Here is a 14,972-nt window from a genome sequence, read left to right on the forward strand (position 1 = left end):
CAAGCTGATAGCTCCAAGCTAACAGTTACGCGCTCGAAATTGGGTCTGTAGCTCAGTTGGTTAGAGCGCACCCCTGATAAGGGTGAGGTCGGCAGTTCGAATCTGCCCAGACCCACCAATTTTGTTATGGGGCCATAGCTCAGCTGGGAGAGCGCCTGCCTTGCACGCAGGAGGTCAGCGGTTCGATCCCGCTTGGCTCCACCATATAACTGCTTCTGAAAGCTTAGAAATGAGTATTCCGTTGAGAATATTGATTTCTAGTCTTTTGATTAGATCGTTCTTTAAAAATTTGGGTATGTGATAGAAAGATAGACTGAACGTTACTTTCACTGGTAACGGATCAGGCTAAGGTAAAATTTGTGAGTTCTCTTAATTGAGAAATTCGAATTTTCGGCGAATGTCGTCTTCACAGTATAACCAGATTGCTTGGGGTTATATGGTCAAGTGAAGAAGCGCATACGGTGGATGCCTTGGCAGTCAGAGGCGATGAAAGACGTGGTAGCCTGCGAAAAGCTTCGGGGAGTCGGCAAACAGACTTTGATCCGGAGATGTCTGAATGGGGGAACCCAGCCATCATAAGATGGTTATCTTGTACTGAATACATAGGTGCAAGAGGCGAACCAGGGGAACTGAAACATCTAAGTACCCTGAGGAAAAGAAATCAACCGAGATTCCCTTAGTAGTGGCGAGCGAACGGGGACTAGCCCTTAAGTGGCTTTGAGATTAGCGGAACGCTCTGGAAAGTGCGGCCATAGTGGGTGATAGCCCTGTACGCGAAAATCTCTTAGTCATGAAATCGAGTAGGACGGAGCACGAGAAACTTTGTCTGAATATGGGGGGACCATCCTCCAAGGCTAAATACTACTGACTGACCGATAGTGAACTAGTACCGTGAGGGAAAGGCGAAAAGAACCCCGGAGAGGGGAGTGAAATAGATCCTGAAACCGTATGCGTACAAGCAGTGGGAGCAGACTTTGTTCTGTGACTGCGTACCTTTTGTATAATGGGTCAGCGACTTATTTTCAGTGGCGAGCTTAACCGAATAGGGGAGGCGTAGCGAAAGCGAGTCTTAATAGGGCGTCTAGTCGCTGGGAATAGACCCGAAACCGGGCGATCTATCCATGGGCAGGTTGAAGGTTGGGTAACACTAACTGGAGGACCGAACCGACTACCGTTGAAAAGTTAGCGGATGACCTGTGGATCGGAGTGAAAGGCTAATCAAGCTCGGAGATAGCTGGTTCTCCTCGAAAGCTATTTAGGTAGCGCCTCATGTATCACTGTAGGGGGTAGAGCACTGTTTCGGCTAGGGGGTCATCCCGACTTACCAAACCGATGCAAACTCCGAATACCTACAAGTGCCGAGCATGGGAGACACACGGCGGGTGCTAACGTCCGTCGTGAAAAGGGAAACAACCCAGACCGTCAGCTAAGGTCCCAAAGTTATGGTTAAGTGGGAAACGATGTGGGAAGGCTTAGACAGCTAGGAGGTTGGCTTAGAAGCAGCCACCCTTTAAAGAAAGCGTAATAGCTCACTAGTCGAGTCGGCCTGCGCGGAAGATGTAACGGGGCTCAAACCATACACCGAAGCTACGGGTATCACCTTCGGGTGATGCGGTAGAGGAGCGTTCTGTAAGCCTGTGAAGGTGAGTTGAGAAGCTTGCTGGAGGTATCAGAAGTGCGAATGCTGACATGAGTAACGACAATGGGTGTGAAAAACACCCACGCCGAAAGACCAAGGTTTCCTGCGCAACGTTAATCGACGCAGGGTTAGTCGGTCCCTAAGGCGAGGCTGAAAAGCGTAGTCGATGGAAAACAGGTTAATATTCCTGTACTTCTGGTTATTGCGATGGAGGGACGGAGAAGGCTAGGCCAGCTTGGCGTTGGTTGTCCAAGTTTAAGGTGGTAGGCTGAGATCTTAGGTAAATCCGGGATCTTAAGGCCGAGAGCTGATGACGAGTGTTCTTTTAGAACACGAAGTGGTTGATGCCATGCTTCCAAGAAAAGCTTCTAAGCTTCAGGTAACCAGGAACCGTACCCCAAACCGACACAGGTGGTTGGGTAGAGAATACCAAGGCGCTTGAGAGAACTCGGGTGAAGGAACTAGGCAAAATGGCACCGTAACTTCGGGAGAAGGTGCGCCGGTGAGGGTGAAGGACTTGCTCCGTAAGCTCATGCCGGTCGAAGATACCAGGCCGCTGCGACTGTTTATTAAAAACACAGCACTCTGCAAACACGAAAGTGGACGTATAGGGTGTGACGCCTGCCCGGTGCCGGAAGGTTAATTGATGGGGTTAGCTAACGCGAAGCTCTTGATCGAAGCCCCGGTAAACGGCGGCCGTAACTATAACGGTCCTAAGGTAGCGAAATTCCTTGTCGGGTAAGTTCCGACCTGCACGAATGGCGTAACGATGGCGGCGCTGTCTCCACCCGAGACTCAGTGAAATTGAAATCGCTGTGAAGATGCAGTGTATCCGCGGCTAGACGGAAAGACCCCGTGAACCTTTACTATAGCTTTGCACTGGACTTTGAATTTGCTTGTGTAGGATAGGTGGGAGGCTTTGAAGCGTGGACGCCAGTTCGCGTGGAGCCATCCTTGAAATACCACCCTGGCAACTTTGAGGTTCTAACTCAGGTCCGTTATCCGGATCGAGGACAGTGTATGGTGGGTAGTTTGACTGGGGCGGTCTCCTCCTAAAGAGTAACGGAGGAGTACGAAGGTGCGCTCAGACCGGTCGGAAATCGGTCGTAGAGTATAAAGGCAAAAGCGCGCTTGACTGCGAGACAGACACGTCGAGCAGGTACGAAAGTAGGTCTTAGTGATCCGGTGGTTCTGTATGGAAGGGCCATCGCTCAACGGATAAAAGGTACTCCGGGGATAACAGGCTGATACCGCCCAAGAGTTCATATCGACGGCGGTGTTTGGCACCTCGATGTCGGCTCATCACATCCTGGGGCTGAAGCCGGTCCCAAGGGTATGGCTGTTCGCCATTTAAAGTGGTACGCGAGCTGGGTTTAGAACGTCGTGAGACAGTTCGGTCCCTATCTGCCGTGGACGTTTGAGATTTGAGAGGGGCTGCTCCTAGTACGAGAGGACCGGAGTGGACGAACCTCTGGTGTTCCGGTTGTCACGCCAGTGGCATTGCCGGGTAGCTATGTTCGGGAAAGATAACCGCTGAAAGCATCTAAGCGGGAAACTTGCCTCAAGATGAGATCTCACTGGAACCTTGAGTTCCCTGAAGGGCCGTCGAAGACTACGACGTTGATAGGTTGGGTGTGTAAGCGCTGTGAGGCGTTGAGCTAACCAATACTAATTGCCCGTGAGGCTTGACCATATAACACCCAAGCAATTTGCGTCGAAGAGACCAGATTGCGGTGTGTGAAGACGAAACGAACCGAAAGTTCGATGTTCACAAACACCGAAAGCTGTCACATACCCAATTTGCTGAAGCGAGGCCACAAGGTCACGAGTCAGTACCCGAATTTCTTGACGACCATAGAGCGTTGGAACCACCTGATCCCATCCCGAACTCAGCAGTGAAACGATGCATCGCCGATGGTAGTGTGGGGTTTCCCCATGTGAGAGTAGGTCATCGTCAAGATTAAATTCCGAAACCCCAATTGCGAAAGCAGTTGGGGTTTTGTTTTGCCCGCAGGAAAGTTCGTACAGCATTCAAGGATGTCGTCCGGCTGTCATACCCTGTCGACAATGCTAAGGTTCTGCCCTGGCTTTTGTACTTCTCCAAGGAAACCCTTATGCCGGACGCCCAGTCCCTCAACGCTGCATTCATGGTGGTCCAGAGCAATAGTCTGGACGAACTGCGCAGCCTTGTGATCAGCATAATGCGGCGCTATCCACTGGCCCCGCTGGAAAACGAAATCGCTCTGGTGCAGAGCAACGGTATTGCCCAGTGGCTCAAATTGGCCTTGGCTGAAGATCCAGAGGACGACGATCTCGGAGGTTGCGGTATTGCTGCCGCGATAGATGTGCAACTGCCGGGCAGTTTCATGTGGCAGCTTTACCGTATGGTATTGGGTCGAGATGAAATTCCTCCCAAATCCCTGCTCGATAAGGCCCCGCTGACCTGGCGCCTTATGCGTCTGCTGCCACAGGTCATTGATCGCCCGCATTTCGAGCCGTTGCAACGCTTCCTTACCCATGACACCGACCTGCGCAAGCGCTATCAATTGTCCGAACGCTTGGCGGATCTGTTCGACCAATATCAGGTGTACCGGGCCGACTGGCTGGAAGACTGGGCCGAAGGCCGGCATCAATTACGCACGGTCAGAGGTGAAGTAAAACCACTGCCCCCGACCAGTTGCTGGCAGGCAGAACTGTGGCGCGCGCTGCTGGATGACGTAGGCGAACAGGGCATGGCGCAGAGTCGTGCTGGCGTCCATCAACGGTTTCTCGAACGCATCAATAACCTCAACGAAGCACCTGCGGGATTGCCTTCGCGAGTGATCGTTTTCGGGATTTCTTCGCTGCCAGCCCAAGTGCTTGAAGCGCTGGCCGGGCTCGCACGTTTCAGTCAGGTTCTGCTGTGTGTACACAACCCGTGCCGCCACCATTGGGCCGATATCGTCGCCGACAAGGATCTGCTGCGGCATCAATACAAACGGCAATCGCGCAAGACCGGAATGCCAGCAGTGCTGGATCCTGAAACACTGCATCAACACGCCCATCCACTGTTGGCTGCGTGGGGCAAACAGGGCCGGGACTACATCAACCTGCTCGACAGTTATGACGATCCCAATAGCTATCGGGCGGCTTTTCGCGACGGCCGCATAGACCTGTTCAGCGAAACTCAGCCGCACAATCTGCTCAATCAACTACAGGACGATATCCTGGAGTTGCGCCCACTCAATGAAACCCGTGAGCACTGGCCTGCTGTCGATCTGGCACAGGACGAGTCGATCCGCTTTCATATTGCCCACAGCGCTCAACGTGAAGTCGAAATACTGCATGACCAGCTCCTGGCACGCTTCAGTGCCAATCCGGATCTGCGTCCGCGCGATGTGATCGTCATGGTGCCTGACGTCGATAGCTATGCCCCGCATATCCGCGCGGTTTTTGGTCAGCTTGACCGGCATGATTCGCGGTTTATCCCCTTCACATTGGCGGACCAGGGACAACGTGGCCGTGATCCACTGCTGATCGCGGTCGAACACCTGCTCAAGCTTCCCGACAGTCGTTTCCCGGTCAGTGAAATTCTCGACCTGCTCGACGTTCCCGCACTCCGCGCTCGCTTTGGTGTAGAAGAGCGCGACCTGCCGACACTGCATCGCTGGATCGAAGGCGCGGGCGTGCGTTGGGGCATGAGTGCCGAGCAGCGAGCGGGTCTGGGTTTACCCGACGAGCTTGAGCAAAACAGTTGGCATTTCGGCCTGCGTCGCATGCTTCTGGGCTACGCCGTCGGCAGTGCCAATGCATGTGAAGGGATTGAACCCTACGATGAGATTGGCGGGCTCGACGCCGCACTGATCGGGCCGTTGGTGGCTCTGCTCGATGCGCTGGAACTCGCCCATCAACAGCTCACCCAACCCGCTCAACCCAAGGAGTGGGGATACCGTTTGCAGGCCCTGATGCAACTGTTCTTCAAGGCCAGTAACGAGCATGACGACTACTTGTTGACCCAACTCGAAGAGCTGCGCGAAACCTGGCTGGAAACCTGTGACGCCGTAGGTCTGGCGGATGAGCTACCACTGACCGTGGTTCGTGAAGCATGGCTCGCCGGCCTGGACCAAGGGCGTTTGTCTCAGCGTTTTCTGGCCGGTGCCGTGAATTTTTGTACGCTGATGCCCATGCGTGCCATACCGTTCAAACTGGTCTGCCTGCTGGGAATGAACGACGGCGACTATCCACGCGCACAGCCGCCGCTGGACTTCGACCTCATGGGCAGCGACTACCGTCCGGGAGATCGCTCACGACGTGAAGATGACCGTTATCTTTTGCTTGAGGCGCTTTTGTCGGCGCGCAATCAGCTGTACATCAGTTGGGTGGGACGCAGCATCCGCGACAACAGTGAGCGACCAGCCTCCGTGTTGATTGGCCAACTGCGCGATCACCTCGCCAGCGGTTGGCGATTGCTCGATGAAAACCGCGATCTGCTGAGTGCCATGACGCAAGAGCACCCGCTGCAGCCGTTCAGTGCGCGCTATTTTCATGAGGGCGATCAACTCTTCAGCTATGCCAGCGAATGGCAGGTTCTGCATCAACAGCATGAGTCTCAAAACGAAGCGCAGGTGCTGACGCCTTATGTACAAGATGAGCCGCTGAGCCTGGCGTTGTTGCAGGACTTTTTGCGCAACCCGGTCCGGCACTTTTTTACCCAACGTCTCAAGGTGTATTTCGAAGCGGCCGAAGCCCCCCTGGCCGATGAAGAGCCCTTCGTGCTGGACGCATTGCAGCGTTACACGCTCAGCGACAGCCTGCTCGAAGCTGCTCTCAGGCAACCGGACAATGTCGAACAGGCGCTGACTGCCCAGGCACGACGTCTGCAAAACAGCGGTCTGTTGCCAATGGCGGGGTTTGGCGAGTGCCTGCAGCGAGAGCTGATCGAACCTCTGCCGGATCTACTGCAGCGTTATCAGCAACTGCTGACACTGTGGCCGACCCCGTTGAGCAGTGCCACGCCGGTCAACCTTGAATTACAGGGCTTGCGACTCGAAGGCTGGCTCGCCGGTTTGCATCAGCGTGCTGACGGAGGCCTGTTGTCGGTCACGACCATTCCCAACAGCATTGGCTCGATAAAAAGCCGTAAATGGCATCGTCTGATCAAACCCTGGGTCAATCATCTGGTGGCCTGCGCCAGTGGACTTTCGCTGAGCACCGCATTGGTGGCCAGCGATGACACGCTGCTGCTTGAACCGATGGAGCCGGATCGAGCGGTACGTTTCCTCGGCGATTTGCTCCTCGCCTGGCAGGCCGGGATGCGTCAGCCACTGCCGATCGCGGTAAAAACTGCCTTCGCGTGGCTCGCTCAGAGCGACCCGCTGAAGGCCGAAGCGGCCGCGCGTAAAGCCTATGAAGGTGACGGGCAGACCAGCGAAGGCGAGCGCCGCGAGAGCCCTGCGTTGTCACGGCAATTTGCCGATTTTGACGCATTGCTTGCCGAAGAGACGTTCTCCGGTTGGTGTGACGCCTTGTATCGCCCGTTGTTTGAAGCGCCCTGGCGTTCGCTGTCCACCGAAGGGGCTCGCGCATGAGTACCAAGACACCCCTCGCACTGGCATTCCCGCTACAGGGCAGCCAGTTGATCGAAGCCAGTGCCGGTACCGGTAAAACCTTTACCATTTCGGCTTTGTATCTGCGGCTTATCCTCGGGCATGGTGACGAGGCGTGTGGATTCGGCCGAGAATTGTTGCCACCACAGATTCTGGTGGTGACCTTCACCGATGCCGCGACCAAGGAACTGCGCGAACGCATACGCACGCGTCTGGCTGAGGCCGCGCGATTCTTTCGTGACGAAACGCCTGCGCCCGACGCGCTGATCGCCGAATTGCGTGATCAATTCGACTCCCCACAATGGCCCGGTTGCGCCAACCGCCTCGATGTCGCCGCGCAATGGATGGACGAGGCAGCTGTCTCGACGATCCACAGTTGGTGTCAGCGCATGCTGCGTGAGCATGCGTTCGACAGCGGCAGCTTGTTCACCCAATCCCTGGAAACCGATCACAGCGAGTTGCTCGGCGAAGTGCTGCGCGATTACTGGCGGCTGTTCTGTTACCCGATGCAGGGCGATGCCTTGAATTGGGTTCGCAGCAATTGGGGTGGGCCGGCGGCGTTGTTGCCTCGCGTGCGCGGCCTGTTCGCCAGCGAGCGTGACAGCGACGAGGGCAAGGCGCCTGCGGAGCTGATCGATGAATGTCTGCAAGAACGCCGTGCCGCGCTGATCGAGCTGAAAATGCCATGGCGTCAGTGGGCAGACGAATTGCTCGCCATCTGTCATCAAGGTGTTGCGAGCAAAACTGTCGACGGTCGCAAGATGCAGGCGCGTTACTTCGAACCGTGGTTCGAAAAGCTCAAGGCATGGGCCGAAGATGAGTCCCTGGAACAACTGGATATCGGCACTGGTTTCACCCGACTTACTCCCGACGGGATGGCCGAAGCGTGGAAAGGCCATGCTCCCAGTCACCCCGGCCTGGACGCGATGCCGAAGCTCAAGTCGAGTCTCGATGCATTGCCAACCCCTGATGCCGCAGTGCTGCAACATGCCGCCAAATGGGTAGGCGCGCGCTTTGAAGAAGAGAAGCGGCGTCGCGCCGAGATGGGCTTCGACGACATGTTGTTGCGCCTGGATGCCGCTCTGCAATCCGACGGAGGCGAACGTCTTGCGACGTTGATTCGCGAGCAGTTCCCGGTCGCGCTGATCGATGAGTTTCAGGACACCGACCCGGTGCAGTACCGAATCTTCGAAAGTATCTATCGCATCGAAGACAACAGTCCTGAGACCGGCCTGTTCCTGATTGGTGATCCGAAGCAGGCGATCTACGCTTTCCGTGGTGCAGACATCTATACCTACCTGCGCGCGCGTCAGGCCACCACTGGCCGGCTGCATACGCTGGGCACCAACTTCCGTTCCAGCCACGGCATGGTCAACGCGGTCAATCATGTTTTCGCACGCGCCGAGTCCCGAGAGCAGGGCCGCGGAGCGTTTTTGTTCCGCGAGAAAAACGGCGACAACCCGGTGCCGTTCCTCCCCGTCGAATCTCAAGGTCGCAAGGAACAGCTGCAAGTTGCCGGGCAAGCTGTCGCGGCGTTGAATGTCTGGCACTTGTCCACCGACCAGCCACTGTCAGGTGCGGTCTATCGTCAGCAGTTGGCGGCAGCGTGCGCCAGCGAAATCACCTCGCTGCTCAATGGTGGGCAAAACGCTAGCGCAGGGTTTATTCAGGACGGCAAAGACTTCAGAGGCCTGAGGCCGTCCGACATCGCGATTCTCGTGCGCGATGGTAAAGAGGCCCAGGCCGTACGTGGAGAACTCGCCGCCCGTGGCGTGCGCAGCGTTTATCTGTCGGACAAGGATTCGGTATTCGCGGCACAAGAAGCCCACGACCTGTTGTCCTGGCTCAAGGCCTGTGCCGAGCCGGATGTCGAACGCTCCCTGAAAGCGGCATTGGCCTGCATCACCCTGAACCTGCCATTGGCCGAACTGGAACGTCTGAACCAGGACGAACTGGTCTGGGAAACCCGGGTCATGCAGTTCCGTGGCTATCGCGAGCTATGGCGCAAGCAAGGCGTGCTGCCGATGTTGCGCCGCCTGCTGCACGACTTCCATCTGCCGCAAACCTTGATGACGCGCACCGATGGCGAGCGTGTCCTGACCAACCTTTTGCACCTGTCGGAATTGATGCAGCAAGCAGCAGCGGAGCTGGACGGTGAACAAGCGCTGATTCGCCATCTGGCTGAACTGCTGGCAGTGTCTGGCCAGGCCGGCGAAGAGCAGATTCTGCGTCTGGAAAGTGATGAGCAATTGGTCAAGGTCGTGACCATCCACAAGTCCAAAGGCCTGGAATATCCATTGGTGTTCTTGCCGTTCATTTGTTCGGCAAAACCCGTGGATGGCAGTCGCCTGCCACTGCATTACCACGATGCAGAGGGCAAGGCTCAGATGAGTTTGAAACCAACTGCCGAGTTGGTAGCGCAAGCGGACGATGAGCGGTTGGCCGAAGACTTGCGCTTGCTCTACGTTGCGTTGACTCGCGCACAACATTCCTGCTGGTTGGGCGTGACGGATCTCAAGCGGGGCAATAACAACAGCTCGGTGCTGCACCTCTCGGCGCTGGGTTATCTGCTTGGTGGTGGCGCATCGCTTGGCGAGTCCAGCGAACTGAAACGCTGGCTGCAAGATCTGCAACAGGATTGCCCGGCTATCCATATCGATGAAATGCCCCAACCCACTGACGAGCATTACCAGCCGCCACGCAATGACGCCGTGCTGAGTGCCACACTGTTGCCCAAGCGCAAGGCCAGCGAAAACTGGTGGATCGCCTCCTACAGCGCTCTGCGCATCAGCGACGTGTTGAGTGGCGGCAGCGATGAAGCACCGGACAGCCCGCAAGCGCAAAAGCTGTTTGATGACGAACGCCTCGACCCCGATGCTCCACGGGAAATCATTGCCGGCGGTGCCGATATTCACCGCTTTCCGCGCGGCCCCAATCCCGGAACGTTTCTCCACGGTTTGCTGGAATGGGCCGGAGATGACGGCTTTGCCGTTTCCCGCGAGGCGCTGGAGGATGCGATTGCCCGACGCTGCAACCTGCGCGGTTGGGAGGGTTGGATCACCACCTTGAGTGACTGGTTGCAGCATTTGCTCAAATCGCCACTGCCGATTGCCGGCGGGCAGCCACCGGTTGTACTCGAACAACTGAAGCAGTATCGGGTCGAGATGGAGTTCTGGTTCGCCAGCCATAAAGTCGATGTAGTCAAACTCGACGAACTGGTGCGTCAGCATACGCATCGGGGCGTGGCCCGCGTGGCAGCCGAACCGGTGCAACTCAACGGCATGTTCAAAGGCTTCATCGACCTGACCTTTGAACACGATGGCCGTTATTACGTGGCGGACTACAAATCCAACTGGCTAGGTGTGGATGATCAGGCCTACACCGAGCAGGCCATGGAACAGTCAATCCTCGACAACCGCTATGACCTGCAATACGTGTTGTACCTGCTGGCATTGCATCGCCAGCTCAAGGCGCGGCTGCCTGATTACGATTACGACCGACATGTCGGCGGCGCGTTGTATCTGTTCCTGCGTGGCACGCGTGCTGACAGTCGTGGTGTGTATTTCGCCCGTCCACCCCGTGAACTGATCGAGCGTCTCGACCGTATGTTTCAAGGAAAACCTGAACCCAAGTCCGAACCCGCCTGGGAACAGGGAGTCCTGCTATGAGCCGCACCTTTGCCGATTTGCTCCCCACGCCGTTGGCAGCCGACAGCCTGTCGAGGCTTTCGCCGCTGACTCGCGCCGATGACCTGTTGATATTGCTGACTCGTTGGGTCGAGCGTGGCTGGCTGCGTGCGCTGGACAAAGCGTTCGTCGCGTTCCTGCACGAACTTGAGCGCGACACCGATCCGCTGGTGCTGCTGGCTGCCGCCCTGACCAGCCATCAACTGGGCCACGGTCATGTCTGTCTTGATCTGTACGAAACCCTGAAGGCTCCTGACTTCGCGCTGTCGCTGCCCCCCGAAGGCGACGTGCAAGGCGGTGTGCTGTTGCTGCCGTCGCAATTGCTTGAGGCGCTCGACGGTGCTCACTGGTGCAAGGTTTTGGCCGGCAGCTCTTTGGTCGCGCTGGCGGCGGATACCAGCGATTTCGCACTGCAACGCCCGCTGGTATTGTCGGGCAAACGTCTGTATCTGCGACGCTACTGGACCTACGAACGGCGCATTGATACGGCGTTGCGCGAGCGCCTGCAGCAAGTCGAAGCAACACCGGACGATCTGCCGCAGCGCTTGAACGAACTGTTCGGATCAGCGAGAACGGGTGAGGTGATCGACTGGCAGAAACTCGCCTGCGCCATTGCGACTCGTGGTGCCTTCAGCATCGTCACCGGGGGGCCGGGGACCGGCAAAACCACTACGGTCGTGCGTTTGCTGGCCCTGCTGCAAGCACCCGCAGTCGCTACCGGTCATCCGCTGCGGATTCGTCTGGCGGCACCGACAGGCAAGGCCGCGGCGCGGTTGACCGAGTCCATCAGCCAGCAGGTGCAGTCGCTGAAAGTTACCGAAGAGGTGCGGGCGAAGATTCCTTGTGACGTCACCACCGTGCATCGCCTGCTGGGCAGCCGTCCCGGCACCCGCCATTTCCGCCACCACGCCGGCAATCGCTTGCCACTGGATGTGCTGGTGGTCGACGAAGCCTCGATGATCGACCTGGAAATGATGGCCAATCTGCTCGATGCCTTGCCACCCCATGCACGCCTGGTTCTGTTGGGCGACAAGGACCAACTGGCCTCTGTGGAGGCGGGCGCTGTGCTGGGGGATTTGTGCCGTGACGCCGAGGGTGGCTGGTACAGCCCGCAGACCCGACAGTGGCTGGAGTCGGTCAGCGGTGAGTCGTTGCAGGGCAGCGGCTTGCATGAAGACGTCGATGGCGCTCACCCGCTGGCCCAGCAAGTGGTCATGCTGCGTCACTCCCGGCGCTTCGGCGAGGGCAGCGGGATCGGTCAGCTCGCGCGTCGGGTCAATCAACAGTTGCCGGATGAAGCGCGTCAGTTGCTCACCGCCGGACACTATGACGACGTGTATTCGTTGCCGCTCAAGGGCGAACAGGATCACAAGCTGGAGCGCCTGCTGCTGGAAGGGCACGGCGACGGCCCGCAGGGTTACCGCCATTATCTGAGTGTGCTGCGTGATCAGCGTCCACCCTCGGGCCGGCCCCTCGAACATCCGGACTGGGTCGTTTGGGCCCGCGAAGTCTTGCAAGCTTTCGACACTTTCCAGTTGCTGTGCGCCGTGCGCAAAGGGCCATGGGGTGTCGAAGGCCTGAATCAACGCATCACCGCCGCATTGCTCAAAGCACGTCTGATTGAAAACGATCAGCAATGGTACGAAGGCCGTCCGGTTCTGATGACTCGTAACGATTACGGTCTGGGCTTGATGAACGGCGACATCGGGATCGCCCTCAAGCTGCCCGAGCGCGAAGGGCCGGACGCGGGAAAACCGGTATTGCGCGTGGCGTTCCCGCGCAACGACGGCCGGGGCGGCGTGCGCTTTGTACTGCCCAGCCGCCTGAACGACGTTGAAACCGTCTACGCCATGACGGTACACAAGTCCCAGGGCTCGGAGTTTGCCCACACGGCGCTGATCCTGCCGGATGCCTTGAACCCGGTGCTGACCAAAGAATTGATCTACACCGGTATCACCCGCGCCAAGCACTGGTTCACCCTGATCGAATCCCGCCCGGGGGTGTTCAAGGAAGCAGTGCAGCGCAAGGTCAAACGCCTGAGTGGGCTGATGCTGGAACTGGAAGAGGGCGCCGTGCCTCGGGGGTGAAAATCCAGTCGATTGACGGCGATTACTGACCGACCGGTCAGGGGTCGCTGTCTCGCTGGCGTTCCAGTGCTGTGCTATCGTTGCGGCATCATTTCGCTACGATCCAAGAGAATCCCTGCATGAAGGTGTCTGTCTGGGCGACAGAGCGCGTAGTTGTCTGCAAGCACGCGTTGCTTGTCGGTCTGCTCTGGTTGTTGACGGGTGCGGCTGTCGCACAGTCGCAAGCGCCGACGGGCATGGCCGAACAACGGGCCAAATCTGTCACTCAGGTTGTTCTTGGCATTCTCAGCTACGCGCGCTGGCCGGTGGAACCGGCGCAATTGCGCTTGTGCATCGTCGGCCCCACCGAATACACCGATGATCTGGTCAAAGGCACCACTCAAGCCACCGGCCGGCCGGTGACCGTACGTCGCCTGCTGGCCGACAACCCGGCCATCGTCAGCGACTGCGATGCGGTGTACATCGGCAAACTCACGGTGGATGAACGCGCTCGCTTGTTCGCTTCACTGATCGGTCATCCGGTGCTGAGCATCAGCGAAGGCGGCGATCAGTGCACCGTTGGCAGTCTGTTCTGTCTACGCGTTGGCGATGAACAGGTGTCTTTCGAGGTCAACCTCGACTCTGTTGCCCGCAGCGGCGTGCGTATTCATCCAAGCGTGCTGCAATTGTCGCGTCGCAAACCGGCGGCGCCATGAAACTGTTCCGAGCGGAAAAACGCCCGACGTTGGGGTCGGTCATCGGCCGAGGGCATTTGATTGTTGCGCTGGTGGGCGTGGCGATGGCCAGTGTTTCGCTGACATTGCTCGGTGTATTGGCGTTACGGGTTTACGCCGACCATAACCTGCACTTGATCGCCCGTTCGATCAGCTACACCGTGGAAGCTGCGGTGGTGTTCAACGACAAGACGGCCGCCAACGAATCGCTGGCGCTGATTGCTTCCGCCGAAGAGGTCGCTGATGCCCAGGTGCTGGACAGCCAGGGACAACTGCTCGCGCATTGGCAGCGACCGGAAAACGGCTTGTTCTCTGAGCTGGAAATGCAGATCACCCGCGCCGTCCTGGAAAAACCCATCAGCCTGCCGATCGAGCATCAGGACCGTGAAATCGGTCGCGTATTGCTCACTGGTCATGGCGGTAGCCTGATGCGCTTTCTGCTCAGTGGTCTGGCGGGGATCATCCTCTGTACCGCGATCAGCGCCTGGGTCGCGCTCTACCTGGCGCGGCGCCAGTTACGCGGCATCACCGGCCCCCTGCGCAGCCTGGCCGCCGTGGCGCACGCCGCACGCAGTGAACGCGCGCTGGACCGCCGCGTGCCGCCGGCGCAGATCGCCGAACTCGACAACCTCGGCAATGACTTCAACGCCTTGCTCGACGAACTGGAGTCGTGGCAAACCCATCTGCAAAACGAAAATGAAACCCTCGCTCACCAAGCCAGTCACGACAGCCTGACCGGTTTGCCAAACCGCGCCTTTTTCGAAGGGCGGTTGATCCGCGCGTTGCGCAATGCCGGCAAACACGATGAGCGCGTGGCCGTGTTGTTTCTCGACAGTGACCGTTTCAAAGGCATCAACGACAACTTCGGCCACGCCGCCGGTGATGCGGTGTTGGTGGCCGTAGCCAACCGCGTTCGTGCGCAGTTGCGCGAAGAGGATCTGGTGGCGCGGCTGGGCGGTGACGAGTTCGCTGTGCTGCTCACGCCGCTGCACAAGGTCGAAGATGCCGCGCGGATTGCCGACAAGATCCTCGCCAGCATGGACATGCCCATCGCGTTGCCGGGCGACACCAGTGTGGTGACCTCGCTCAGTATCGGCATTGCGGTTTTTCCCGATCATGGTGCCACGCCGGGGGCCTTGCTCGATGCCGCCGATGCGGCGATGTATCAAGCCAAGCGCCTGTCGCGCGGCGCCCAATTCACGGCCGGGGCGGAGCACCCGGTCGATTCCGTGCAAACCAGGAGCTGACTCTCGTGTCCACAC

The 14,972-nt window shown here is 57.9% G+C and carries 5 protein-coding genes, 2 tRNA genes and 2 rRNA genes; all 9 read left to right on the forward strand.

The genetic code is table 11. The features are described from left to right. Positions 1–41: 41 nt before the first annotated feature. Positions 42–118 (forward strand) — tRNA-Ile (locus AB4N74_RS27510). A gap of 10 nt (positions 119–128) precedes the next feature. Then, a tRNA-Ala gene (locus AB4N74_RS27515) sits at positions 129–204 on the forward strand. Between the two features lie 234 nt (positions 205–438). Further along, positions 439–3,332, forward strand: a 23S ribosomal RNA gene (locus AB4N74_RS27520). Positions 3,333–3,483: 151 nt separating this feature from the next. Next, a 5S ribosomal RNA gene (gene rrf / locus AB4N74_RS27525) occupies positions 3,484–3,599 on the forward strand. Positions 3,600–3,753: 154 nt separating this feature from the next. After that, positions 3,754–7,206 carry an exodeoxyribonuclease V subunit gamma gene (gene recC, locus AB4N74_RS27530; RefSeq protein ID WP_093442400.1) on the forward strand — a complete coding sequence of 1,151 codons (3,453 nt, stop codon included), beginning with the start codon at positions 3,754–3,756 and terminating at the stop codon, positions 7,204–7,206. After that, entirely contained in the window at positions 7,203–10,892 is a 3,690-nt protein-coding gene (recB, locus tag AB4N74_RS27535) for an exodeoxyribonuclease V subunit beta (protein WP_460097828.1), read from the forward strand. Before recC ends, recB begins: the two co-directional genes overlap by 4 nt. Further along, the gene (gene recD / locus AB4N74_RS27540; protein ID WP_460097830.1) at positions 10,889–12,997 is read left to right on the forward strand and encodes an exodeoxyribonuclease V subunit alpha; all 2,109 of its coding nucleotides are present in this window, start codon (positions 10,889–10,891) and stop codon (positions 12,995–12,997) included. Before recB ends, recD begins: the two co-directional genes overlap by 4 nt. Positions 12,998–13,116: 119 nt before the next feature. Continuing rightward, on the forward strand, positions 13,117–13,692 hold the full coding sequence (locus AB4N74_RS27545) for a YfiR family protein (RefSeq protein WP_093442386.1): 576 nt from the start codon (positions 13,117–13,119) through the stop codon (positions 13,690–13,692). Next, entirely contained in the window at positions 13,689–14,957 is a 1,269-nt protein-coding gene (locus AB4N74_RS27550; RefSeq protein ID WP_460097832.1) for a diguanylate cyclase domain-containing protein, read from the forward strand. The genes AB4N74_RS27545 and AB4N74_RS27550 overlap by 4 nt, the downstream gene beginning before the upstream one ends. Positions 14,958–14,972 lie beyond the last annotated feature (15 nt).

Source organism: Pseudomonas sp. H3_C08, from assembly GCF_054669455.1.

Excerpts from the sequence above, each read along its gene's own strand:
- AB4N74_RS27545 (WP_093442386.1), top strand. The coding sequence starts at position 13,117 with ATGAAGGTGTCTGTCTGGGCGACAGAGCGCGTAGTTGTCTGCAAGCAC.
- recC (WP_093442400.1), top strand. The coding sequence starts at position 3,754 with ATGCCGGACGCCCAGTCCCTCAACGCTGCATTCATGGTGGTCCAGAGC.
- recD (WP_460097830.1), top strand. The coding sequence starts at position 10,889 with ATGAGCCGCACCTTTGCCGATTTGCTCCCCACGCCGTTGGCAGCCGAC.
- AB4N74_RS27550 (WP_460097832.1), top strand. The coding sequence starts at position 13,689 with ATGAAACTGTTCCGAGCGGAAAAACGCCCGACGTTGGGGTCGGTCATC.
- recB (WP_460097828.1), top strand. The coding sequence starts at position 7,203 with ATGAGTACCAAGACACCCCTCGCACTGGCATTCCCGCTACAGGGCAGC.